Source organism: Microbacterium sp. VKM Ac-2923, from assembly GCF_022815605.1.
Classification (GTDB): domain Bacteria; phylum Actinomycetota; class Actinomycetes; order Actinomycetales; family Microbacteriaceae; genus Microbacterium.
Window position 1 is genome coordinate 199,519 of the sequence record NZ_JALGRP010000006.1, and the last position, 23,861, is coordinate 223,379.

General features: G+C 70.1%; 19 protein-coding genes. 9 read left to right on the forward strand and 10 right to left on the reverse strand.

Annotated elements, in window-relative coordinates; genetic code table 11:
• Positions 1-47: 47 nt before the first annotated feature.
• Positions 48-620, reverse strand: a complete 573-nt coding sequence (locus MT347_RS12055; RefSeq protein ID WP_243501429.1) for an NADPH-dependent FMN reductase — start codon at positions 618-620, stop codon at positions 48-50.
• 143 nt (positions 621-763) lie between these two features.
• Between MT347_RS12055 and MT347_RS12060 the strand changes: the two genes are divergently transcribed.
• The 4 genes from MT347_RS12060 to MT347_RS12075 all read left to right on the forward strand — a co-directional run bounded on the left by MT347_RS12060 (position 764) and on the right by MT347_RS12075 (position 5,056).
• Positions 764-2,023: a sensor histidine kinase gene (locus tag MT347_RS12060; RefSeq protein WP_243501430.1), complete on the forward strand. Its 1,260-nt coding sequence runs from the start codon at positions 764-766 to the stop codon at positions 2,021-2,023.
• Positions 2,016-2,681 carry a response regulator transcription factor gene (locus tag MT347_RS12065; protein ID WP_243501431.1) on the forward strand — a complete coding sequence of 222 codons (666 nt, stop codon included), beginning with the start codon at positions 2,016-2,018 and terminating at the stop codon, positions 2,679-2,681. Before MT347_RS12060 ends, MT347_RS12065 begins: the two co-directional genes overlap by 8 nt.
• A gap of 375 nt (positions 2,682-3,056) precedes the next feature.
• Positions 3,057-3,941: an ABC transporter ATP-binding protein gene (locus MT347_RS12070; protein WP_243501467.1), complete on the forward strand. Its 885-nt coding sequence runs from the start codon at positions 3,057-3,059 to the stop codon at positions 3,939-3,941.
• Positions 3,938-5,056, forward strand: a complete 1,119-nt coding sequence (locus MT347_RS12075; RefSeq protein ID WP_243501432.1) for an ABC transporter permease — start codon at positions 3,938-3,940, stop codon at positions 5,054-5,056. Before MT347_RS12070 ends, MT347_RS12075 begins: the two co-directional genes overlap by 4 nt.
• Positions 5,057-5,231: 175 nt before the next feature.
• Here the strand turns inward: MT347_RS12075 and MT347_RS12080 are convergent, their stop codons facing one another.
• From MT347_RS12080 to MT347_RS12090, 3 genes are read right to left on the reverse strand one after another with little or no spacing between them, the layout of a single operon-like run.
• A complete protein-coding gene (locus MT347_RS12080) occupies positions 5,232-5,612 on the reverse strand; it encodes a VOC family protein (RefSeq protein ID WP_243501433.1) in 381 nt (126 codons plus the stop codon).
• Positions 5,613-5,626: 14 nt separating this feature from the next.
• Complete coding sequence (locus tag MT347_RS12085; RefSeq protein ID WP_243501434.1) at positions 5,627-6,361, reverse strand: hypothetical protein; 735 nt, start codon at positions 6,359-6,361, stop codon at positions 5,627-5,629.
• Between the two features lie 20 nt (positions 6,362-6,381).
• Positions 6,382-8,163 (reverse strand): glycoside hydrolase family 15 protein, encoded by a 1,782-nt coding sequence (locus MT347_RS12090; protein WP_243501435.1) that lies wholly within the window; start codon positions 8,161-8,163, stop codon positions 6,382-6,384.
• Between the two features lie 113 nt (positions 8,164-8,276).
• Here MT347_RS12090 and MT347_RS12095 point away from each other — a divergent pair, with 113 nt between their 5' ends.
• On the forward strand, positions 8,277-9,638 hold the full coding sequence (locus MT347_RS12095; protein ID WP_243501436.1) for a glucose-6-phosphate dehydrogenase: 1,362 nt from the start codon (positions 8,277-8,279) through the stop codon (positions 9,636-9,638).
• 291 nt (positions 9,639-9,929) lie between these two features.
• Entirely contained in the window at positions 9,930-10,514 is a 585-nt protein-coding gene (locus MT347_RS12100; protein ID WP_243501437.1) for a nitroreductase family protein, read from the forward strand.
• A gap of 356 nt (positions 10,515-10,870) precedes the next feature.
• Here MT347_RS12100 and MT347_RS12105 read toward each other — a convergent pair whose 3' ends face one another.
• Entirely contained in the window at positions 10,871-13,063 is a 2,193-nt protein-coding gene (locus MT347_RS12105) for an ATP-dependent Clp protease ATP-binding subunit (protein WP_243501438.1), read from the reverse strand.
• Between the two features lie 135 nt (positions 13,064-13,198).
• Between MT347_RS12105 and MT347_RS12110 the strand changes: the two genes are divergently transcribed.
• Complete coding sequence (locus MT347_RS12110) at positions 13,199-14,575, forward strand: DUF2252 domain-containing protein (RefSeq protein WP_243501439.1); 1,377 nt, start codon at positions 13,199-13,201, stop codon at positions 14,573-14,575.
• A 74-nt stretch (positions 14,576-14,649) separates the two neighbouring features.
• Here the strand turns inward: MT347_RS12110 and MT347_RS12115 are convergent, their stop codons facing one another.
• Positions 14,650-15,654, reverse strand: coding sequence for a GlxA family transcriptional regulator (locus MT347_RS12115; protein WP_243501440.1), 1,005 nt, complete (start codon positions 15,652-15,654; stop codon positions 14,650-14,652).
• 91 nt (positions 15,655-15,745) lie between these two features.
• Between MT347_RS12115 and MT347_RS12120 the strand changes: the two genes are divergently transcribed.
• Entirely contained in the window at positions 15,746-16,021 is a 276-nt protein-coding gene (locus MT347_RS12120; RefSeq protein WP_243501441.1) for a hypothetical protein, read from the forward strand.
• A gap of 185 nt (positions 16,022-16,206) precedes the next feature.
• Here the strand turns inward: MT347_RS12120 and MT347_RS12125 are convergent, their stop codons facing one another.
• From MT347_RS12125 to MT347_RS12140, 4 genes are all read right to left on the reverse strand, one after another.
• A complete protein-coding gene (locus MT347_RS12125; RefSeq protein WP_243501442.1) occupies positions 16,207-17,421 on the reverse strand; it encodes a glycosyltransferase in 1,215 nt (404 codons plus the stop codon).
• 4 nt (positions 17,422-17,425) lie between these two features.
• Positions 17,426-18,682: a glycosyltransferase gene (locus MT347_RS12130; protein ID WP_374206530.1), complete on the reverse strand. Its 1,257-nt coding sequence runs from the start codon at positions 18,680-18,682 to the stop codon at positions 17,426-17,428.
• 471 nt (positions 18,683-19,153) lie between these two features.
• A complete protein-coding gene (locus MT347_RS12135) occupies positions 19,154-21,331 on the reverse strand; it encodes an ABC transporter ATP-binding protein (RefSeq protein WP_243501443.1) in 2,178 nt (725 codons plus the stop codon).
• On the reverse strand, positions 21,328-23,055 hold the full coding sequence (locus MT347_RS12140) for an ABC transporter ATP-binding protein (protein WP_243501444.1): 1,728 nt from the start codon (positions 23,053-23,055) through the stop codon (positions 21,328-21,330). Before MT347_RS12140 ends, MT347_RS12135 begins: the two co-directional genes overlap by 4 nt.
• A 160-nt stretch (positions 23,056-23,215) precedes the next feature.
• Here MT347_RS12140 and MT347_RS12145 point away from each other — a divergent pair, with 160 nt between their 5' ends.
• Positions 23,216-23,809: a hypothetical protein gene (locus MT347_RS12145; protein WP_243501445.1), complete on the forward strand. Its 594-nt coding sequence runs from the start codon at positions 23,216-23,218 to the stop codon at positions 23,807-23,809.
• The last annotated feature ends 52 nt before the right edge of the window (positions 23,810-23,861 follow it).

The following is a 23,861-nucleotide window of genomic DNA, read 5'->3' on the forward strand; positions in this document are numbered from 1 at the left end:
GACCGACGGCGGGGCCGGAGCGAACTCCGACCCCGCCGTGTGGTGCGTCAGGCCGCGGGAACCTCGGCCGGAGCGGTGCGCGCGACCAGCGTCACGAGCGCCTCGATGATCGAGCGGAGGAAATCGGCCGTGCCCTCGTCGGTCACGGTGCCGTCCTCCCCGAAGAGGCCGGGGGTCGACTGGATGTAGCCCTCGGGCTGACCGAGGACCAGGGCGTTGTAGTGCAGGAGAACCGAGCGGAGGTGCTGCTGGCCGGCGGCGGTGGCGATGCCACCCTGCGAGGTGCCGACCACGGCGGTGGGCTTGTCGTTGAACGACGCCTCGCCGTAGGGACGGGCCGACCAGTCGAGCGCGTTCTTCAGCACGCCGGGGATCGAGCGGCTGTACTCGGGGGTGACGATGATGACGCCGTCGGCATCCTCGATCGCCGTCTTGAACTCCGTCGCGACCGCGGGGAAGTTCCCGTCGTAGTCGGGCGAGTAGAAGGGGAGGTCCTTGATCGGGATCTCCTTCAGGGTGACGCCCTCGGGCGCGACCTTCTCGAGCGCCTTGGCGAGACGGCGGTTGATCGAGGTGCTGGAGATGCTGCCGACGATGTAGCCGATCGTGTAGTCGGTCACGGTGATCCTCTCTGGGATGACGGGGGCGGAGGGCGCCCGGGTTCATTCACGTGCAAGCATCTCGATCGAACCTGTATTCCCCGCCCTCTTGACTCCGCCCCACGGGGGATGCAGGTGTCGGACGTCCGCTCTAGCGTGGGGGGATGCCACGCCTCACCCGCACCCAGAGACGGGGCGACGCCGTGCTCGCGCTCGTGCTGTTCCTCGGCGGCCTGCTGAGCGCCGTGCTGTCGTCGGTCTCCGGCATCTACGGCGACGAACAGGGCTCCCTCGCCGTCGCGCTGGGGTACGTCGCGATCCTGGCCGTGCCCCTCGCGTTCCGTCGCCGCTGGCCGTCGGTGACGGCGGTGATCGTGTCAGTGGCGTACTTCTTCGCGGTGACGTTCCGCATCCCCGAGCTGTACGCGGGCAACATCGCGATGTTCATCGCGCTCTACACGGTCGGCGCCTGGGAAGAGAACCGGCGGCGCGCCACGATCGTGCGCATCGCGATCATCGTGGGAATGTTCGCGTGGCTGTTCGTGGTGATGTTCCAAGACGCCACGCAGCCCGTCGACGCCGCGGTCGAGGGCGCGTTCTCGCGCGCCGGCGCCTTCTCGCCGTTCGTGGCGTACCAATTGCTGATGATCGGGGTGAACGCGTTGTTCTTCGGCGGCGCGTACTACTTCGGCGACCGCTCGCACCAGCAGATGCGCGAGCGTTCGGCTCTCGAGGAGCGCACCGCCGAGCTCGAGGCCGAGCGCGAGGTGACCGCGGCCCAGGCCGTCGCCCTCGACCGCGTGCGCATCGCGCGCGAGCTGCACGACGTCGTCGCGCATCACGTGTCGCTCATGGGCGTGCAGGCAGGGGTGGCCCGGTCGCTGCTCGACCGCGACCTCGAATCGGCCCGTGAGGTGCTCACCGGCATCGAAGGATCGGCGCGCACGTCGCTGCACGAACTCCGGCATCTGCTCGAGACGCTGCGGACCCCCGGCTCCGACAGCGCGCCCGACACCGCACCCACGACGCACGGGCTCGCCTCGATCCGCGTCCTGGTCGACGAAGCCTCCGCTGCCGGGCTTCCGACCACGTTCAACGTCATCGGCATCCCGGCCCACGATCCGGCGCCCCTCGTGCAGGTCAATCTCTACCGCATCGCCCAAGAGGCCCTGACGAATGTCCGCCGTCATGCAGGGCCGGATGCGACCGCCGACGTCCGCCTGAGATTCGATCCGGATGCCGTCGAACTCGAGGTGTCCAACACCGGGCGCCGAGGGTCGTCGACCCCGGGGCTGGGGCAGCTCGGCATGCGCGAGCGCGCCGCCGTCTCGGGCGGGACGATCGAGATGGGACCCCGCGCGCGTGGAGGATTCCTCGTGCGCGTGCGCGTGCCCGTCACCCGGGCGGCGGTGGCCCATGTCTGAGCTGCGCGTGCTGATCGTCGACGACCACGCGATGATGCGAGCGGGCTTCCGCACGATCCTGTCGCTCGAAGACGACATCGACGTCGTCGGCGAGGCCGCCTCGGGCATCGACGCGATCGCCGCCGCGGCCGAGCTGCGCCCCGACGTGATCTGCATGGACGTGCAGATGCCCGGTATGGACGGGCTGGAGGCCACCCGCCTGCTGACCGCCGATCCCGCCTCGGATGCCGCCGTGCTCATCGTGACGACCTTCGACCGCGACGACTACCTGTTCGCCGCGCTCGCCGCCGGGGCGAGCGGGTTCCTGCTGAAGAACGCCGGGCCCGAAGAGCTGGTCTCGGCCGTGCGCATCGTCGGCGCGGGCGATGCACTGCTCGCCCCCGAGGTCACGCGCCGGGTGATCGCACGCTTCGCGTCACAGGATGGCGGGATGCCGGCATCCGCTCCCCCGCCCCTGGTTCTGACGGAGCCGCTCACCGAGCGCGAGTCGGAGGTGCTGACGCTCGTGGCCGAGGCGATGAGTAATGCCGAGATCGCCGCGCGGCTGTTCATCGGCGAGGCGACCGTCAAGACGCACGTGTCGAACGTGCTGCAGAAACTCGGCGCCCGTGACCGCGTGCAGGCCGTCGTCCTCGCTCACCGGCACGGGCTGGCCTGACGCCGACCGATCGCCCCACCCGGCGAGACCCCGTGCGGACACAACGCAGGAGATCCGTTGCCGAACCCGCGCGGTGTCGGCCGCAGGGCTCCTGCCGCACGCGGATGTCCTGCGGTGTGCCCGACGGGTCGCCAGAGGTCCTGCCCGGGTCCCTCTCCGCGGATAGCCGCTGCGGTCCCGGTCCGCCACGGACACAGTGCAGGAAAACCGACTCCGGGCACCGGTCGGCAGCCGAAGCCAGCCGAGTGAGCGAAACATCTCCTGCGACGTGTCCCGGCCTCCCCCTCTCGGCGGACGCCACGACCCCCCTCCGGGCGGAGGCGTCACGGCATCGGGATCCCTAGCGTGGGAGACATCGAGAAGAAGGGATGCATCGTGCTCGATCTGAACGGCATCACCAAGAGCTACGGCGGACGCCGCGTGCTCGACGACGTGAGCTTCACCGTCGCCCCCGGGCGGCTGACGGGCTTCGTCGGCGGCAACGGCGCCGGCAAGACCACCACCATGCGCATCGCGCTGGGCGTGCTCGGCAAAGACGCGGGGACGGTCGCGCTGAGCGGCGCGCCCGTCACCACCGCCGATCGCCGACGCTTCGGATACATGCCGGAGGAGCGCGGGCTCTATCCGAAGATGAAGGTCGCCGAGCACATCGCCTACCTCGCGCGTCTCCACGGCTTCGGCAAGGCCGAGGCGACCAGCAAGGCCACCGCTCTGCTCGAGCGGCTCGGACTCGGCGAGCGCCTCGGCGACCTCGTCGAGACCCTGTCGCTCGGCAACCAGCAGAGGGCGCAGATCGCGGCATCCCTCGTCCACGAACCGGACGTGCTGATCCTCGACGAGCCGTTCTCGGGCCTCGACCCGCTCGCCGTCGACGTCGTGGCCGGCGTTCTGCAGGAGAAGGCGGCGGCCGGCGCGGCCGTGCTCTTCTCGTCGCATCAGCTCGACGTGGTCGAACGGCTCTGCGACGACCTCGTCATCATCGCCGGGGGCACGATCCGCGCCGCCGGCAGCCGTGACGCGCTCCGGGCCCAGCACGCGACCCGCCGTTACGAGCTGGTCTCGGGCGGTGACGCCGGGTGGGTGCGTGACGAACCGGGCGTGACCGTGCTCGACTTCGACGGCGGCTACGCCCTCTTCGACGCCGCCGACGACACCATCGCCCAGCGGGTGCTGCGCGGTGCGGTCGAGCGCGGAGACGTCGCCAGCTTCGCCCCGCAGCGACCCACCCTCGCCGAGATCTTCAAGGAGGTCATCCAATGAGCACCGTCACCCCGACCGTCCGCCGCGCGCCCAGCGAACTGCAGGGCATCTGGCTCGTAGCCGAACGCGAGATCGGTTCGAAGCTGCGCAGCAAAGCGTTCGTCATCTCCACCGCGATCCTCATCGTCGCGGCCCTCGCGTCGGTGGTGTGGGGCGGATTCGCCGCGAACAACGCCTCGGGCAGCGGCATCCCGGTCGCCGTCACCTCGCAGACGCAGAGCGCCGTGTCGGGTCTCGACGGACTCGAGGTGACCGTGGCCGATAGCGACGACGCCGCCCGCGCCCTCGTCGAGGACGGCACGGCGGATGCCGCCCTGGTCTCGGGATCCTCGGATGCCGCGTTCGACTACACCGTCGTGGTGAAGGACAGCGTCCCCTCGACGCTGCTGCAGATGCTGAGCGACACCCCACCGGTGCAGATGCTCGACCCCGGCGCCGGGGCGGCGGATGCCCTGCGCTACCTGATCGCCCTCGGCTTCGGCCTGGTGTTCCTGATCGCCGCGTCGACCTTCGGCGGAACGATCGCCCAGAGCGTGGTGGAGGAGAAGCAGACCCGCGTGGTCGAGATCCTGATCTCGGCGATCCCGGTGCGGGCGCTGCTGGCGGGGAAGGTGCTCGGCAACACGATCCTCGCGATGGCGCAGATCGTGCTGCTCGCGGCCGTCGCCGTGATCGGCCTGGCGGTGACGGGTCAGGCTGGCGTGCTCGATGCTCTGGGCGCCCCCATCGCCTGGTTCGCGATCTTCTTCCTGTTCGGCTTCATCCTGCTGGCGGCGCTCTTCGCCGCGGCCGCAGCCATGGTGTCACGTCAGGAGGACATCGGGGCGACCACGACCCCCATCACGATGCTGATCATGGCGCCGTACTTCCTCGTGATCTTCTTCAACGACAACCCCGTCGTGCTGACGATCATGTCGTACGTGCCGTTCTCGGCTCCGGTCGGGATGCCGCTGCGCATGTACCTCGGTGACGCCCAGTGGTGGGAGCCGGTGCTGTCACTGCTGATTCTGCTGGCGTCGTGCGTGCTCGCGATCGGTCTCGCGGCGCGCATCTACCGCAACTCCCTGCTGCGCATGGGCGCACGGGTGAAGCTCGTGGAGGCGCTGAAGGGCTGAGCCGCAGCCGCAGCGGCCAGGTCCCTTCGACAAGCTCAGGCACCATCGACCACGGTGGCTGAGCCCGTCGAAGCCACCCGCTCCACACGCGGGGCCCGGTCCCCTCGACAAGTTCAGGGACCTCAGTGCTGAAGGGGATGGATGCCGGGCACACAGGCATCCATCCCCTCCGTCGTCACTCCTCGAGAACGGCCAGCACGTTGCCGGCCGGATCGCGGAACCACGCGATGAGCGGGCCGCCCTCGCGCATGATTCCCCGGGAGTCCGTGGGCAGGGAGTCATCGTCGTAGATCTTCGTCTCCACGCCGCGGGAGCGGAGGTCGTCGACGGCGGCCTCCATGTCGGCGACCGGGAAGTTCAGCACCGTGAAGGACGCGGGCTCATGGTGCGGCTTGCCGTAGACGAGCACGCGGGCACCCGAGCCGAGGTGAAGGGTCAGGAAGCCCGAGCCCTCGAGCACCTCGACGTCGAGCCCCAGGGTCTCGGCGTAGAAGCGATGGGCGGCGTCGAGGTCGTCGACCGCGAAACCGGAGTACGCGCCGTCGGGGTGGAACATGATTCTCTCCTTCGTCATCGCGCCACGTAGGCCGTGACGCTCTCGGACAAGCGGATGGGGATGCCGTCGACCTCGGAATCGCGGGGGTCGCCGATCGCGACGGTGAGTCGGTCGTCGATGCCGAAGACCGCCGCTCCCTCCTGCGCGCCGATCGCGCACCCCGCCGACCACGGCCGGTCGTCGCTCGCGGTGAACGTGACGATGCAGCGGCCGACGCCCTCGGCGGGCTGGGCGAAGTAGATGTCGAAGTCGTTGACCGTGGCGATATAGCGGGTGCTGCCGGAGTCGATCGCGCTGTCGCGGAGGACGTCGGCCGAGATCGCGTCCTCGATCGTCTGAGGGAAAGTGAGTTCTGGATAGATCGCCGCCGCGGGATCCGCCGTGGCGGCGGGTTCGCCGGGCATCGACGAGGTCGCGGCCGAGCCGACGGCGAATCCCACGCCGAGGAGGGCGACCGCTCCGACCGCGGTGAGCACCCCGCGGAGGACGGGTCGCGTGGCGGGTGCGGCGGCATCCGCAGGGTCGTGGACGCGTTCCGGCTCGTCGATGGAGTCCGGCCCGTCGACGCCGTCCGGCTCGCGGGGCGCCTTCGTCGGGTCGGCGGGTGGGAGCCGGTCGATGACGCCCGTGGCCGGCCGGGAGCGGTCCTCCAGCTCGGCGAGCCGCTCGAGCATCGCGGGCGTCGCAGGCGCACCCCCGGCGCCGTACACGCGTTCGCGCAGGCGTCGCAACTCGACGTCGTCGTCCATGCGATGACTCTAGGCCGGGGTCAGCCGTCGTGGCGCGGGGCCGTGGCATCCAGGGCATCAGCGGCGGCCACCAGCGCCAGGTGCGAAAGCGCCTGCGGGGTGTTGCCCGCCTGGCGTGCCGCCGTGGGGTCGTACTCCTCCGACAGCAGCCCCAGGTCGTTCGCCACGGCAGTGAGCTTCTTCATCAGGGTGACGGCCTCGTTGCGTCGACCGCTGTGCGCGTACTGCCCGACGAGCCAGAAGGAGCACGCGAGGAACGGATGCTCGTCGCCCGTCAGGCCGTCGACCCCGGTCGTGCGGTAGCGCAGCAGCCAGCCGTCGGGCATGAGGGTTTCTTCCATGCGGGCGACGGTGGCCAGCATGCGCGGATCGTCGTAGGCGCAGAAACCCACCTGGGGCAGCACGAGCAGCGACGCGTCGACCTCGTCGGTGTCGAAGTGCTGCGTGAACCACCCGCCCTCGTGTACGCCGCGCGCGTCGATGTCGGCGCGCACGCGATCGCGCAGCGTGCGCCAGGCGTCGACCTCGCCGTCGCGCCCGCCGGTCTCGACGGCCCGGATGCCGCGGTCGAACGCCGCCCACACCATCGCCCGCGAGTGGGTGAAGAAGTGCGGGTCGCCGCGCATCTCCCAGATGCCCAGGTCGGGCTTGTCGACCTCGTGCGCGAGCTGGTCGAGCAGGGCCCGCTGCAGCGACCAGGAGAAGATCGTCTCTTCGACCCCGGCATTGCGCGCGGCCTCCAGGGCCACCATCACCTCGCCGATCACGTCGGCCTGGTACTGATCGACGGCGCCGTTGCCGATGCGTACGGGCGCCGCTCCCCCGTATCCCGGCAGGCTGCCGAGCTCACGTTCGGGCAGGTCGCGTTCGCCCGCGATGCCGTACATGATCTGCACGTCGGCCGGGTCGCCGGCGATCGCGCGCAACAGCCACGTGCGCCAGTGCTGTGCGGCATCGAGGTAGCCGTGATCGATGTAGGCGCTCAGCGTGAGCGCGGCGTCACGGAGCCACACGTAGCGATAATCCCAGTTGCGCGAACCTCCGAAGGCCTCGGGCAGCGACGTCGTCGCCGCCGCCACGATGCCGCCGGTCTCGGAGTGCGTGAGCGCGCGGAGCACCATGAGCGAGCGCGTGACCAGTGCCGCGTGCGTGCCGGCCGACTGCACGCGGTCGGCCCAGGCGGCCCACCATTCGCGCGTGCGTTCCAGGGCGGCCTCGACGTCGAACGCCGCCGGAGCGTCCTTCCACGACGGACCCCACGACAGCACCGAATCGACGCTCTCACCGGCCACGGTGGTCCACCGGCCGCGGTGGGCGGTGTCGACCGCGATCAGACGCGGGCCGCGGATCGTCACGGCATCGGGACCGGCGACGGCGAGGATGACGTGCTCGCCGCCGTGACCGACCTGCCGCACCCAGGGCACCGCGCGGGCGTAGTCGAAGCGCAGGCGCACCTCGCTGACGAAGTCCACCTCGCCCGACACCCCGACCACGCGTCGCACGACAGCGTCGACGCCCTCGTCGATCGGCATCGCGTCGTACACGTCGGCGATCCCGGTCGCCGTCTCCCATCGCGTGACGAGCACGAAGGTGTCGCCGTCATAGCGCCGGGTCGCCCGCGCCTCGCCGTCGGCGGGGCGAAGCGACCATGCGCCATGCGACTCGTCGCCGAGGAGCGCGGCGAACATCGACCCGCTGTCGTAACGCGGCAAGCACAGCCAATCGACGCGGCCGTCGCGGGAGACCAGGGCGGCGGAGCGGCAGTTGCTGAGGACGGCAAAATCCTCGATCGGAGTCGTCACCCTCGGATCATGGCAGAGGCCGCCGACATCGTGGCCGAGCATCGCGATAGTGGCGCCGGTGTGCGCGCTGCAAGCGTCACACCGATGTCGGGAGAGAGCGCTACGGTGGCCGCATGGCCGCGGACACCACCCTGATCATCCTGGGCGCTTCAGGCGACCTCACCTCTCGACTGCTCCTGCCGGCCCTCGGCCAGCTGTTGACGCGCGAACCCGGCCGCTCGGTGCGACTGCACGGTGCCGGCATGGAGGACTGGACCGACGAGCAGTGGGGCGAGGTGGTGCACAAGGCGTTCCAGACGATGGATGCCGAAGACGCCTTCACCGCGGTGTCCGAGACCACCTATTCGCAGGCCGACATCACGAAGCCCGCCGATCTGCAGACGCTCCTCGACGACGCCGAGGGCCGACCGGCGCTCTACTTCGCCGTGCCCCCGGCCGTGACCGAGAAGTCCTGTCTCGCCCTGAGCGACGTCACGATCCCCGAGGGCACAGTCCTCGCCCTCGAGAAGCCGTTCGGCACCGACGAGGCCAGCGCCCACCGCCTCAACCAGCAGTTGGCGAAGCTGGTGCCGGAGGATCAGGTGTTCCGCATCGACCACTTCCTCGGGCGGTCGACCGTGCTCAACCTGCTCGGAGCCCGCTTCGCCAACCGCCTGCTCGAAAGCGTCTGGTCGGGCGACGACATCGACTCGGTGCTCATCGACTACCCCGAACCGCTCGGCCTCGAGGGCCGCGCCGGCTATTACGACGGCGCAGGGGCGCTCGTCGACATGATCCAGAGCCACCTGCTGCAGGTCATGGCGTTCGTCACGATGGAGCCGCCGGCATCCCTCAATCAGCTCGATCTGCGCGACGCCACCTCAGCGGTGCTGCGCGCCACCCATGTGCTCGGCGACGATCCCGTGCGCAACTCGCGCCGCGCCCGGTACACCGCGGGCGATGTCGGCGACCGCCACTTCTCCTCGTACGTCGACGAGCCGGGGGTCGACGCGTCGCGCGGCACCGAGACGCTCGCCGAGATGACGGTGGAGGTGCGCAACGCACGCTGGCAGGGAGTGCCCATCACGCTGCGCTCGGGCAAAGCCCTGAGTTCCCCTGACCGCGCCGTGACCGTCACGTTCAAGCCGGTCCGCCACCTCCCCGGCGGCTTCGTCGGCGAGAGCGAACCGTCGGTGCTCGTCTTCTCGCTCGGCCCCGACACGATGAGCCTCGGCCTCAACGTCAACGGCGCCGACGACCCCCTCGAGCTCGAACGGGTGACGCTGTCCGCCGACCTCGGCGAGGGCGCGCTGAAGGCCTATGGCGAAGTGCTCTCCGGCATCCTCGACGGCGATGCCATGCTCGCCGTCCGTGGCGACGCCGCCGAGCAGTGCTGGCGCATCGTGCAGCCGGTCGTCGACGCGTGGCGCACGAACGAGGTCCCGCTCGACGAGTACGCGGCGGGCACGGCCGGACCGGCATCCTGGAACGCGTGAAGCGGATTCCACGGCGCTGACCCGCGCCCCCGGCTGACACCGGGGACAGCCGCGCCGCGCACACCCACACCGGCGGACCTGCGACACGACACGTCGAGCCACCGGCATCCCCCACCGGCGTGTCCCCCCACCCACCCGCCGTTGTGCACCGAGACGGCGATAGGCGGACGAACTCCCCGCCCTCACGCCGGACGACCTACGGCGTCACACGGGGAACATCTTGCGGGCGACCCGCGTTCAATGGGTCGGGTCAACGGCGTCCCGGTTCACTTTTCGTTCTCAGGAGGACCCATGTCTCTCGTTCTCGACCGCACCGCCCCCACCGACGCCCCCATCCTCGACGTGCTCGCCGAGCGCTGGAGCACCCGCCTCTTCGACGCCGGAACACCCATCGACGAGGACGCCCTGCGCTCCGCCCTCGAGGCCGCCCGCTGGGCGCCGTCGGGCATGAACTTCCAGCCGTGGCGCTTCATCGTCGCCCGCCGTGGCACCGCCACGCACGACGGCGTCGTCAACGCCCTCATGGGCTTCAACCAGGCCTGGGCTCCCGCGGCCGGTGCCCTCATCGTCGTGCTCGCCGAGACCGAGACCGAGGACGGCGAGGCGCGCACCTGGGCGCTCTACGACAGCGGTCAGGCCGCCGCCCACTTCACCGTGCAGGCGCACGCCGAGGGCCTCGCGACGCACCAGATGGGCGGCTTCGTCGCCGATGACCTGCGCGCGGCCTTCGACATCGACGCCCGCTTCACCCCCGTCACGGTCATCGCCGTCGGCGCGCTCGGCGACATCGACGCCGCCGAAGAAGGTCTGCGTCAGCGCGAGCTCGCTCCCCGCGAACGTCGCACGGCCGCGGAGTCGCTTCTCGTCGACGACTGAGCCGCGTTCGCGACGACGCCCGTCGCGCCGCGGCCCGTCAGCAGGGTGCCGGCGCGGCGGGCGTTCGTCGTGGTGTCGGCGCTCTGCCGATCCGCTCGACCCGCGCCCGGACCGCCGCTCGGCCAACGCCTCCGCCGCTCGGCCAACGCCCGGCCCGCCGCTCGATCGCGGCGACGCCCCGCTCATAAACGCAATTCGTGCGCAGAAACGCTCTGCCAACGCGTTTCTGCGTACGAAGAGCGTTTATGAGCGGGTGGTCTCGGGGCGCAGAGGCCGGCACCGCGCGCTGTGCGGTCGACCGCGCACGGAGAGGGGGATGCCACGCCCTCGCGCGGCATCCCCCTTCCTCGTCGTGGCTACTCGACGATCTCCGCCTCGGCGATGTCGTCGTCACCGGAAGCCGCTGGCCCCGCGCTCTCTAGCATGAGCGAGTCGCCATCGCTGGCCACGTCGACGCGCACCACGTCACCGTCGCGCACCGTTCCGGCGAGGATGGCCATCGCCAGGCGGTTCTGGATCTCGGTCTGGATCAGTCGCCGCAAGGGCCGCGCCCCGTACACCGGGTCGTAGCCCCGCTCGGCCAGCCACGAGCGGGCGTCGGGGGTGACCGCGAGGGTCAGCCGGCGCTCGCGAAGGCGCTTGTGCAGGGCGTCGACGGAGAGCTCGACGATCTGGGCGAGGTCGTCCTGGCTGAGCGCCTGGAAGATCACGATGTCATCGAGACGGTTCACGAACTCCGGTTTGAAGGCCTGGCGCACCAGCGCCTGCACCTGCTCGCGCTTGGCATCCATCGACATCGTCGGATCGATCAGGATCGGCGAGCCGAGGTTGGAGGTCAGGATCAGGATGACGTTGGTGAAGTCGACCGTGCGGCCCTGGCCGTCGGTCAAGCGGCCGTCGTCCATGACCTGCAGCAGCACGTCGAACACTTCGGGGTGCGCCTTCTCGACCTCATCCAGCAGCACGACGCTGTAGGGGCGCCGACGCACGGCCTCGGTGAGCTGACCGCCCTGCTCGTAGCCGATGTAGCCGGGAGGGGCACCGACGAGGCGCGAGACGGAGTGCTTCTCCCCGTACTCCGACATGTCGATGCGCACCATGGCGTGCTCGTCGTCGAAGAGGAAGTCGGCGAGCGACTTCGCCAGTTCGGTCTTGCCGACACCCGTGGGTCCGAGGAACAGGAACGAGCCGACCGGGCGGTGCGGATCGCTGATGCCCGCGCGCGAGCGGCGGACGGCGTCGGACACCGCCTTCACGGCATCCCGCTGTCCGATCAGGCGCCTGCCGAGCTCGCGCTCGAGGTGCAGCAGCTTCTCGGTCTCGCCCTGCAGCAGACGCCCCACCGGGATGCCCGTCCATGCGGCGATGACCGCGGCGATGTCCTCGTCGGTGACCTGGTCATTGACCATGCGATCACCCGCGGGCTCCTCGCGCTCGGCGGCCATGAGCTCGCGCTCGAGCGCCGGGATCTCGGCGTACAGCAGCCGAGATGCGCGCTCCAGGTTGCCCTCGCGCTGGGCGCGCTCAGCGTCGACGCGTGCGGCATCCAGGCGGGTCTTGAGGTCGCCGACGCGGTTGAGCGAGGCGCGCTCGCGCTCCCAGCGGGCCTGCAGGTCGTCGAGTTTGGCCTGCTCGGCCGCGAGGGTCTCGCGGAGGGTCGCCAGCCGTTCCTTCGACGCGACATCCTTCTCTTTCTTCAGCGCGAGCTCTTCGAGCTTGAGCCGGTCAACGTGCCGGCGCAGTTCGTCGATCTCCAGCGGCGCCGAGTCGATCTCCATGCGCAGGCGCGACGCCGCCTCGTCGATCAGGTCGATGGCCTTGTCGGGCAGCTGACGCGCGGGGATGTAGCGGTTGGAGAGGGATGCCGCGGCCACCAGCGCCGCGTCGGCGATCGCGACCTTGTGGTGCGCCTCGTACCGCTCCTTCAGGCCGCGGAGGATCGCCACGGTGTCCTCCACCGAGGGTTCTCCGACGTAGACCTGCTGGAAGCGCCGCTCGAGGGCGGCGTCCTTCTCGATGAACTCGCGGTACTCGTCGAGCGTGGTCGCGCCGATGAGACGCAGCTCGCCGCGGGCGAGCATCGGCTTGAGCATGTTGGAGGCTGCGACCGAACCCTCGCCTCCGCCCGCGCCCATGAGAACGTGCAGCTCATCGATGAACGTGATGACCCGGCCGTCGGACTCGGTGATCTCTTTGAGGACGCTCTTGAGGCGCTCCTCGAACTGACCGCGGTACATGGCGCCGGCGACGAGCGCCGAGATGTCGAGCGAGACCAGCTCTTTGTTCTTCAGGCTCTCGGCGACGTCGCCCGCGACGATTCGCTGGGCGAGGCCTTCGACGACGGCGGTCTTGCCGACGCCGGGTTCGCCGATGAGCACAGGATTGTTCTTGGTGCGCCGGGTGAGCACCTGGCTGACGCGGCGGATCTCTCCGTCGCGCCCGATCACGGGGTCGAGCTTGCCCTGGCGTGCCCGATCGGTGAGGTTGATGCCGAACTGCTCGAGGGCGCTGCGCGCGTCCTCCTGCCCCGGCTGTTGAGTGGCGTTCATGTGTTCTCCTGAAAGTGGGTTCGCTCTCGCTCAAACTTGAGCGGCGTTGACTCAAGTTTAGCATTCGCGCGACCGCCGGGCAATGGATGCCGCGAGCTCGCGACGGCCGAGGAACGGCAGGTCTATGGTGAGCGCGTGAGCACCCCTGAGACCGCCGCGCCGCGTCCGGACATCCCGTGGAACCCGCCGCCTTCCACCGCTGAACGCCGCGCCCGTGGCCGAGAGGCGCGGAAGCGCACCCCGCGAAGCGATCTGGGCCTGCTCACCGTTGAGGGCCGCGACCCGCTCGGCATCCTCGATGCGCAGAACGCCGCACGCATCCCCGAACTCGTTCCGTTGCGCATCGAACGGATGTCGGCCACCCCCTTCGCCTTCTACCGGGGCTCCGCGGCCGTTCAAGCGGCCGACCTGGCCCGCAGCCCCTCGACCCCCATCCACGTCGCCTCCTGCGGGGATGCGCACGTGGCGAACTTCGGCTTCTACGCCTCCCCCCAACGCACGCTCGTGTTCGATCTCAACGACTTCGACGAGGCCGCGTGGGCGCCCTGGGAGTGGGACCTCAAGCGCCTCGTCACCAGCGTGGTCCTCGCCGGGGCGGAGACCGATCGCGACCTCGCCGTCGTCCGGGATGCCGCCGCGTCCACGGTGCGCGCGTACGTTCGCGCGATCGGATCCCGCGTCGAGCAGGACCCCGTCGAGCGCTACTTCCAACACTTCGGCCCGCACGAGGTGATCGACTCGTTCGACCGGGCCTCGCGCGTGGTCCTCCAGCGTGCGATGGCGGATGCCGAACGCCGCACCGGCGCGCGCGCCGTTCGACGACTGACCGCCGATGCGGGCTCCGGCCGCCTCGTCTTCACCCACAGGCCCCCGACCATGACGCCGGTCGACGCCGAGGTCGCCGCCCGCGTCCTCGCGGTCGACGGCGCCTACCGCACCTCGGCGAACGTGGACGTGCGCCTGACGCTGGAACAGTACGACCTCAGCGACATCGCCCGGCGCGTCGTCGGCGTCGGCAGCGTCGGCACCCGCTGCTATCTGCTTCTTCTGCAGGACGGAGACGGACACGCACTTCTGCTCCAGGGCAAGCAGGCAGGGCCCAGCGTCCTGCAGCAGTTCGGCGGCATCCGCCAGCCCGATTCGCTCGTCGCCCTCGTCACGGCCGACGGGGAGGGCGCGCGCGTGGTCTCCCTGCAGCGCGTTCTGCAGGGCGTCTCGGACCCCTTCCTCGGCCACGTGCGCGGCACCGACGCCGACTTCTACGTGCGGCAGTTCCACGACATGAATGGAGGCATCGAGATGGTCGAGCTGTCGAACAAGCCGTTCCGTCGCTACGCGCAGGCGTGCGCCGTCACCCTGGCCCGCGCCCACGCGCAGTCTCCGGATGCCGCCGACATCGCGGGATACGTCGGGTCGGGTCGCGTTCTGACGGAGGCGCTCGTCGACTGGGCCTTCGCCTACGCCGACCTCGCCCGCGCCGATCACGCCGCCTTCGTCGCCGCGCACTCCTGACGTCGGGGCGCTATCCGCCGGGAGCGTCGCTGAGGGCTCGTCCCGCCCGGGGAACGAGCCCTCCCTCGCAGCACTCAGGCCGGGACGGCCTCCGCTGCCGCGACATCGGCCTCGGCGATCCCGCCCGAGCCCGCGCACGAGAACCGCGCGCGGTACGCGGTGGGGGTGAGTCCCATCGTCCGCGCGAAATTCTGGCGCAGCACCGCGGCTGAGCCGAACCCGCACTCGGCGGCGATCCGGTCCAGACCGAGGTCGGTCTCCTCGAGCAGGCGCTGGGCGTGCAGCAGCCGCTGACGCGCGAGCCAGGCCGCCGGCGTCGCTCCCAGGTCGGCCTTGAAGCGGCGGGCGAACGTGCGCGGCGACATGTGAGCGCGCGCGGCGAGGCGGTCGATCGACAGCTCGGCATCCAGGTTCTGCAGCATCCATTCGGTCACCGGGGCGAGAGAGAGCGACGCGTCGATCGGGATGGGTGAGGCGATGAACTGCGCCTGACCGCCGTCCCGCTGCGGCGCGACGACCATGCGCCGCGCGATGCGGTTGGCCAGCTCGGAGCCGAGCTCCTGCCGGAGCAGATGCAGGCAGGCGTCGAGGCCCGCGGCCGTGCCGGCGCTGGTGATGATGTTGCCGGACTGCACGTAGAGCACGTCGGGGTCGACCTCGATGGCGGGGTACATGCGCGCCATGACATCGGCGTACCGCCAGTGCGTCGTTGCGCGTTTTCCGTCGAGGACCCCGGATGCCGCGATGACGAACGACCCGCTGCACACGCTGAGCAACCACGCACCGCGGGCATGCGCGGCGCGGACCGACTCGATCACGCGCGGGTCGACGGCGCCCCACTGCGCGCGGGGGATCGGCGCGAGCACGAGGATGTCGACATCAGCCGCCGCCTCGAGGCCGAACTCGACGTTGACCGAGAAGCCGATGTTCGAGGGAACGACGCCCGGGTCGGGGGCGACGATGCGGAAGTCGAAGTTGGGGATGCCGTCGTCGCTGCGATCGAGTCCGAAAGCCTCGCACGCGAGGCCGAACTCGAAGGGGGCGAACCCGGGCTGGATGACGACGGCGACAGAGCGCATGAGCGTACCTCCGGTGTGTGGCAGAAATCTGACGAACACCGTCCATCATGCCACTCGCGGGCATGATTCCTCTAGACATAGTTTTTCTGCCATGGCTTACTTCATCGCTCTCGGCATCCTGTCCCTCGCCGGCGTCGTCGGCACCGTGTGGCTCGTCCGTACCGACGGATACGGGCGCGTCCCGACCGACCCGTCGCGCGTCGCGTCGTCGTCGCCCCACACGACCCGCTCGACCCGCTCGACCCGCTCGCGCGAGAGGGCTGTGCACGCCGCTCCCGGCGTCGAAGCGGCCCGCCCGACCCTGCACGTCGCCCTGCCGTCGGCCTCGTCGGCGACCGCCCCGCTGCGGATCGTGGGGACGGAGTGACTCGTCATCACGCCACGGGCTGCGCACCCGCTAACCCCGGCTGAGCGGGCGTGAGACCCATCGGGTCATCGACCCACGGCGACTGCTCGCTCGACCAAGGCCCGACCGCCGCGAAACCCACCGGGTCACCGACCCGCGGCGACCGCCCGCTCGACCAAGGCCCAGCCGCCGCGAAACCCACCGGGTCACCGACCCGCGGCGACCGCCCGCTCGTACACGGCGACCATCGCCGCCGTGCGCGACGACTGGCGGAATCGCTCCCCGACGCTCGCATCGGGCGTCACCGGCGACCCGGCGGTGATGTCGTCGGCGGCGAGGCGGAGGGTCTGCGCGAGCGCCGCGACCGTGGCATCCGGAACCGTCCAGGTGCCCGCACCGAGCTCGGCGCCGATGTCGGGGTCGCTGATGACGGCGGGGGTGCCGAGCGAGGCGGCCTCGAACACCGTCATGCCCTGCGTCTCGAAACCGATCGACGTCTGCACCACGGCATCGGCGTCGGCGAGCCGGCGGAGTGTCTCGGCGTAGGACAGCCGCCCGGAGAAGGTAACGGATGCCACGGGCGCCCGGCGCTCGACGAGTCGCTGCGCGGCACGAAGCTGGCCGCCGCCCCCGATGATCTCGACCTCGGCGTCGATCGCCGACTCGGCGACCGCGTCGAGGAAGGGCAGCAGACGCTTCTCGGGGCTCATGCGACCGAGCCAGACGAAGCGCGGACGGCCCGGGCGACGGTTGGTGGGCCCGGCCGCGAGGGCGGCATCGAGCGCGTCGTCGTCGATGCCGTTCCAGATCACATCGACCGAGGGCGCCACCCCGTGCTCTTCGAGACGCCGGGCGAAGTGGCCCGAAGGCGCGGTCACGGCGCGCGACAGACCGGCGAGCCGGCGGAGGAAGGCCCAGCCGTCGCCGGTCGGGGCGGTGCCGCTCCCCACCGCCGAAGCCGTGCGCCCGCGCGGCAGCGCGCGCCGCGCCCAGGCATTGAGCGCGCGCAGCACCAGGCCCGGGAACGGTGCGGTGGCTTCGATGCCCACGTCGACGCGATTGTGCATGGTGTGCACGACGGGTAGACGGTGGCGTTCCGCGTAGCGGTGACCGACGAACGCGCCCCAGAAATCGGCCTGCACGTGCACCACGTCGACGGGCAGACGCGCCCCCATCTCGGCATCCAGGAATCGATCGGTGCGGGCGCCCGGCCAGGTGAGCGAGTACTCGCGGTCGACCGTGATCGGGAGGGAAGGCAGGTCCAGATACGAGGCGTCGTGGGCGGCGGGCCGGTGCAGGCGCGGAGCCACGACGGTGACGACGTGGCCGGCGCGCTCGAGGAATCTCTTCTGCAGACGCATCGACACCTGCGCCCCGCCGAGCGACTCGAGGTGCTGGTCGGCGAACATCACCACGTGCACGCGTCTACTCCGGCAGCGGGCGGCCGCGGTACAACGCCTCGAAGGTGTCGAGGGTACGGGTGATGTCGTGCACCGCGACGGCATCCAAAGACGCCTGTTGCATGCGCGCCCGGTCGTCTGGCGAGGCGGTGAGCACGTCGGTCAGCCGTGCAGCGAGCTCATCGGCATCGCCGGGCGTGAAAAGGTAGCCGTTCTCGCCGTGGTGCACGAGGTGCGGCAGGGCGACGGCGTCGGCGGCAACGATCGGCAGCCCGGAGGCCATGGCCTCCATCGTCGCGATCGACTGCAGTTCGGCGATCGACGCGATGGCGAACACGCTGGCGCGCGAGTAGAGCGTGCGAAGGTCGTCTTCCGAGGCGTGTCCGTGGAAGGTCACGCGGGAGGCGACCCCCAACTGCTGCGCGAGAGCCTCGAGCTTGGCGCGCTGGTCGCCGCCGCCGACGACGTCGAAGGTGACGTCGAGGCCGGGGTCCAGCTGCGACAGGGCTGCGAGCACGACGTCGATGTGCTTCTCGGTGGTGAGCCGGCCGACGAAGAGGATGCGGTGCGCGTCCCGAGGGCTGAGGTCGGGGCGGTAGTTCGAGCGATCGATGCCGCACGAGATCGGGATGACGCCCGAGATGTCGATGGTCGACTCGAGGAAATCGGCCGCCTTGCGGGTGGGCGTGGTGACTGCGCGCGTCATCTTGAACGTGCGCTCGGCATCGGCCCAGGCGAGCTTGACGAAGATGCGGTCGAGGAAATCGGGGAGGGTCGTGAAGTCGAGGATGTTCTCGGCCATGACGTGGTTGGTCGCGACGACGGGAATGCCGCGCTTGCGCGCCTCGCGCGCGAGTCCACGTCCGATGATGATGTGCGACTGGATGTGCACGACGTCCGGCTTGATCTCGTCGAGCAGCAGGCGAGCGTAATGCTTCGACCGCCACGGCAGCACGAAGGTGAGCCAGTCGTGCGGCAGGAAGCGGTACGCCGGAAGCCGGTGCATCGAGAGCGGCTGCCCCTCGATCGTCTCGACCGCCGACACCGCGCCTCGGCGATCGACGGCCGGAGCCGCGACGTGCACGTCGTGGCCGCGGGCGACGAGTCCGGCAGCCAGGCGCTCGGCGAAGCGCGCGGCGCCGTTGACATGCGGCAGGAAGGTGTCTGCGCCGATGAGAATGCGGAGCGGACGGTCGGGAGCTTTCGCCGCCTCGGAGTCGCCGGAGGTCTCGGTCGACGCGGCCGGCGCAGACTGGTCGGCGGGCGTCGCAGGAGTGGTCACGAGGGGTGAGGCCTATCTATGCGGCGGTCGGGTCGCGCGGTGCGGGTGATGCGCCGTCCACTGTACCCGAGCGGGTTTTGCGGCCTCGGCGAGCGTCCCCAGGGTGAGGGGATCGCCGGGCGCGGCACCGGAGCGGCGAGACGGTGCGGCGCCGCGAGATGCGCGCCCGGCGGGGACGGGCGGGGTGGTGGGCCCTGGTTTGGGGCGCGTCTCGCTCTCTGGGGCGAGAGCTTTCCGCCCCGAACAGCGGATGGCGCCCCAAACCGGAGCACTGCCCACCCCGCCGCGACGAGGTCCCCCTCGGCGACGACGCCCGCGCCAGTGACCCCCCCCCCCCCCCCTCCGGCGACGACCCTGTGCAGGCGCCGGCGACGGCGACGGCCCCGCGACGGACCTACCTGTTCCAGACGCGACGAAGCCCGCCCGGCGCACGGCCGGACGGGCTCGTCAGTGGATGCGGCCGTGCATGCGTTAGCCCTCGCCGTCGATCCGGCTGTCGGGTAGGGGCGAGCCGTGGGCGGGCCGCGGCGGACCGTCGGTGCCCGCGGGGGCGTGGACCTCGGATGCCGCGGCCGCCATCGCCGAGACGACCACGGAGTCGTCAGCGGCCGACGCGTGCCGCGGATCGACCGAACGCTCGGCCTCTGTCTCGACGGCATCGAGGTCGGACGCCGCCTGCTCGAACTGCGAACGGTAGAGGCGGTAGTACGCGCCACCGGCGGAGATGAGCTCGTCGTGCGTGCCCTTTTCGACGATGTCGCCGTGCTCCATCACCAGGATGAGGTCGGCGTCGCGAATCGTCGACAGACGGTGCGCGATGACGAACGACGTCCGCCCCTCTCGGAGGGCTGCCATCGCCTGCTGCAGCAGCAGCTCGGTCCGCGTGTCGACCGACGAGGTCGCCTCGTCGAGGATGAGCACCGACGGCCGGGCAACGAACGCGCGGGCGATGGTGATCAGCTGCTTCTCCCCCGCGGAGACGTTGGCAGCGTCTTCGTCGAGCACGGTGTCGTAGCCGTCGGGGAGCGAGTGCACGAACTGGTCGACGCGGGTGGCGACGGCGGCCTCGACGATCTCGTCGTCGGTTGCGCTCTCGCGGCCGTAGCGGATGTTGTCGCGGATCGTACCCGCGAACAGCCAGGGGTCTTGCAGCACCATGCCCGTGCGAGAGCGCACGTCGTCGCGGCGGAGGTCGGCGATGTCCTGCCCGTCGAGCAGGATGCGGCCTCCGTCGAGCTCGTAGAACCGCATGATCAGGTTGACCAGCGTGGTCTTTCCCGCACCGGTGGGGCCGACGATGGCGACGGTCTGGCCGGGCTCGACGCGGAACGACAGGTCGGTGATGAGCGGACGTTCGGGCGTGTAGGCGAAACGGACGCTCTCGAACTCGATCACACCACGACCGTCGACGTGGGCGGGAGCATCGGCCGCATCCGGGTCCTGCTCGTCGGCGTCGAGCAGGGCGAAGACGCGTTCGGCCGAGGCGGTACCCGACTGCACCACGGCGGCCATGCCGCCCAGCTGCGACAGCGGCTGGGTGAACTGCTGCGAGTACTGGATGAAGGCCTGCACATCGCCGAGCCGCAGTTGACCGCCGGCCACCATGAGTCCGCCGAGCACGGCGATCCCGACGTAGGTGAGGTTACCGACGAACATCATGCCGGGCATGATCATGCCGGAGAGGAACTGGGCCCGGAAGCTGGCCTGGAAGAGTTCTTCGTTCTCGACCTCGAACTGTTCGCGGGCGTCTTTCTCGCGGCCGTACACCTTAACGAGGGCGTGACCCGAGAACGACTCCTCGACGCGGGCGTTGAGCCGACCGACCTTCTTCCACTGCTCGCCGAACGCCTTCTGCGACTTGGGCCCGATGACGCCGAAGATCACAGCCATCAGCGGCAGGGAGACGAGGGCCACGAGCGCGAGCTGCCACGAGATCGTGAACATCATGATGAGCACACCGATGACGGTCAGAACCGAGGTCAGCGCGCTCGAGAGCGACTGCTGCATGGTCTGCGTGATGTTGTCGATGTCGTTCGTGACGCGGGAGATCAGCTCGCCTCGCTGCACCTTGTCGAAGTACGACAGCGGCAGGCGGTTGATCTTCGCCTCGACGTCTTCTCGCAGGCGCCACATCGTGCGCACCATGATGACGTTGATGACGTAGCCCTGGATCCACGACAGGAAAGAGGACCCGACGTAGATCGCGAGGACCGCCACGACCACCGTGCGCAGGGCGTCGAAATCGACTCCCGCGCCGACGGAGAAGTTGTTCATCGCGCCGACGATGTTCGCGATGTCTCCCTGGCCGGCCGCACGGAGAGCTTCGACGACGTCCGCCTGCGAGGTGCCCGCGGGGAACTGCTCGGCCAATCCTTTCGAGACCACGCCCTCGAAGATGATGTTGGTGGCGTCGCCGAGCACGCGCGGCGCGAGGACGGCGAGCACGACTCCGATCGCACCGAGAAGCGAGACGAATGAGAACGCCGCGGCGTATGGCCGCAACAGCCCGATCAGCCGTCGGAAGCTCGGCCCGAAGTTCGAGGCCTTGCCGGGCGCCACGCTGTCCCAGTCGCCGGAGTTCAGCCGGGCCTGCTCGGCGAGCTCGAGTTCTGCCCGCTCTTCTTCGGTGAGTGCGTCCGTGGTGCTCATGCCTCCACCCCCAACTGCGACTCGACGATCTCGCGATACGTGTTGCTGGACTGGAGCAACTCTTCATGGGTACCGACACCGGCGAGGCGTCCTTCTTCGAGGACGACGATGCGGTCGGCCCCCGTGATGGTGGATACGCGCTGCGCGACGACGATCTTGGTCACCTCGGGCAACTCCTGCCAGAGCGCCTGTCGGAGCCGCGCGTCGGTGCTGAGATCGAGCGCGGAGAAGGAGTCGTCGAACACGAGGACGGCCGGTCGATGCACGATCGCCCGCGCAATGGCGAGGCGCTGACGCTGTCCCCCGGACACGTTCGTGCCGCCCTGGGCGATGCGCGCGCCGAGACCTCCCTCCATCGCCTCGACGAAGTCACGGCCCTGCGCGATCTCGAGGGCGTGCCAGAGCTCGTCGTCGGTGGCGTCCTCCCGCCCGAAGCGGAGGTTGGATGCCACCGTGCCGCTGAAGAGGAAGGGCCGCTGCGGGACGAGCCCGATGCTCTTCCACAGCGCGTCGAGATCGGCTTCGCGCACGTCGACCCCGCCGACGCGGACGGCGCCCGCGGTGACGTCGAAGAGTCGCGGCAGGAGCGAGATGAGCGTGGTCTTGCCCGCGCCGGTGGAACCGACGATCGCGACGGTCTCGCCGGGTCGCGCGGCGAAGCTGATGCCCGACACCACGGCCGACTCGGCGCCCGGGTAGGCGAAGGCGACGTCGTCGAACTCGATGGCCCCACGCTGGGGGAACACGCTCACCGGGTTGGCAGGGCGTTCGAGGGTGGAGTGACTGTCGAGCACCTCGCCGATGCGCTCGGCCGACACGGCGGCACGGGGGATCATCACCGTCATGAAGCTGGCCATGAGCACACCCATGAGGATCTGCGCGACGTACTGCATGAAGGCGAAGAGCGTGCCGATCTGCACGCCGCCCTGATCCACCTGGATGCCACCGAACCAGATCACGCCGACGACGGTGACGTTGAGCACGAGCATCGCGAGGGGGAAGAGCAGCACGAAGAGCGAGCCGACCTTGCGCCCGACGATCATGATGTCGGTGTTGGCGCCGCGGAATCGTTCTTCTTCGATGCGCTCGCGGACGAACGCGCGCACCACGCGGACACCCGTCAACTGCTCGCGCATGATGCGGTTCACGCCGTCGAGCTTGGACTGGTAGCTGCGGAAGAGAGGCACCATGCGCGCGATGATGAGGCCCGCGGCGATCAGGAGCGCGGGCACCGAGACGGCGATCAGCCAGCTGAGACCGACGTCTTGCTGCAGGGCCATGAAGATGCCGCCGATCGCCAGCAGCGGAGCACTGACGAGCATGGTCGCACCCATCATCGCGAGCATCTGCACCTGCTGCACGTCGTTGGTGTTGCGGGTGATGAGCGATCCGGCCCCGAACTGCGACAGCTCGCGTTCGGAGAAATCGCTGACCTTCTCGAAGATGTCTCGACGGATGTCGCGACCGGCAGCCATCGCCGCACGGGCCGCGAAGTACGTCGCTATGACGGATGCCGCGATCTGGCCGAGCGAGATGCCCAGCATCATCGATCCCTGGGACCAGATGAAAGCCGTGTCACCGCGCGCGACACCCTGGTCGATGATGTCGGCGTTCAAGCGAGGGAGGTACAGCGAGGCCATGGCCGCCACGAACTGGAAGACCAGGAGCGCGAGGAGCAGCCACCGATACCGGGAGAGGTAGCGGATGAGGATCTTGCCGAGCACGGCGCCTCCAGAACGGATCGATCGCGGTCGCGGTGGCCGCGGATTACAGACTGTCACCAACCTCCGACACCGGCGACCCCCTGCGCCCTGGGAGCGTTCTCTGGTCGCGAACGCCGCCCCGGTATCCGCCCCGCAGGGACCGGGATCGTAGGCTGGGAGCATGTCCCGACTGCAGGCCGACGCCCCCGCCGACCGCTGGGTGCCCGTGACCGGATCGCTCGGTTTCCGAGGTCGCCGCCACCGCAAGGCGGCGATCGGCATGCTGCTGAGCCAGGCGAATCAAGCCACCGGGGCGGCCGCTCGGCCCGGCGGTGGGGCGTTCGCCTGGATTCTGAGCCAGGCCGCTCCTCTGCTGATGCGCCGTGCCGCGGGCCGCGTGCTCGTGTGGGTGTGGAAGGGCGACCCGGAACTGCTGGTCGTGATGGCTCAGCTTCAGGAGGCCACGCCGCAGGCGCGCACCGCCCGGGCCATGATGCCGATGGAGTACGACGACACGGAGTCGTTCCCCAACCCCTTCCTCGGAGTCGGCGAGAAGCTGGCGATGCCCCTGCCCAGCGACCCGCGCACGCCGCCGTTCGCGACGTACACGTGGGACACGGGCTCGCACTTCGTCACGGTGACGGCGGTCTGCTCCGACCGGGAGCGCTTCGGCACGATCATCGGGGCCGTGGATGCCGTGGCGCGGACGGTTCGCGTCGTCGACGATCTGCAGGTCGGAGAATCGCCGACGGTCCTGCGGCTCGATCCGGCCTGACCCCGGCGGCGGGCGGTCTCTTCGACCGGTCCCGGGACCTCCCCGCCCGCGG

Bases quoted from the DNA above. Each gene is read 5' to 3' on its own strand.
- MT347_RS12145 (WP_243501445.1), top strand. From the start codon at position 23,216: ATGTCCCGACTGCAGGCCGACGCCCCCGCCGACCGCTGGGTGCCCGTG.
- MT347_RS12100 (WP_243501437.1), top strand. From the start codon at position 9,930: ATGTCTCTCGTTCTCGACCGCACCGCCCCCACCGACGCCCCCATCCTC.
- MT347_RS12095 (WP_243501436.1), top strand. From the start codon at position 8,277: ATGGCCGCGGACACCACCCTGATCATCCTGGGCGCTTCAGGCGACCTC.
- MT347_RS12085 (WP_243501434.1), bottom strand. From the start codon at position 6,361: ATGGACGACGACGTCGAGTTGCGACGCCTGCGCGAACGCGTGTACGGC.
- MT347_RS12060 (WP_243501430.1), top strand. From the start codon at position 764: ATGCCACGCCTCACCCGCACCCAGAGACGGGGCGACGCCGTGCTCGCG.
- MT347_RS12065 (WP_243501431.1), top strand. From the start codon at position 2,016: ATGTCTGAGCTGCGCGTGCTGATCGTCGACGACCACGCGATGATGCGA.
- MT347_RS12135 (WP_243501443.1), bottom strand. From the start codon at position 21,331: ATGAGCACCACGGACGCACTCACCGAAGAAGAGCGGGCAGAACTCGAG.
- MT347_RS12080 (WP_243501433.1), bottom strand. From the start codon at position 5,612: ATGTTCCACCCCGACGGCGCGTACTCCGGTTTCGCGGTCGACGACCTC.
- MT347_RS12075 (WP_243501432.1), top strand. From the start codon at position 3,938: ATGAGCACCGTCACCCCGACCGTCCGCCGCGCGCCCAGCGAACTGCAG.
- MT347_RS12115 (WP_243501440.1), bottom strand. From the start codon at position 15,654: ATGCGCTCTGTCGCCGTCGTCATCCAGCCCGGGTTCGCCCCCTTCGAG.
- MT347_RS12120 (WP_243501441.1), top strand. From the start codon at position 15,746: ATGGCTTACTTCATCGCTCTCGGCATCCTGTCCCTCGCCGGCGTCGTC.
- MT347_RS12105 (WP_243501438.1), bottom strand. From the start codon at position 13,063: ATGAACGCCACTCAACAGCCGGGGCAGGAGGACGCGCGCAGCGCCCTC.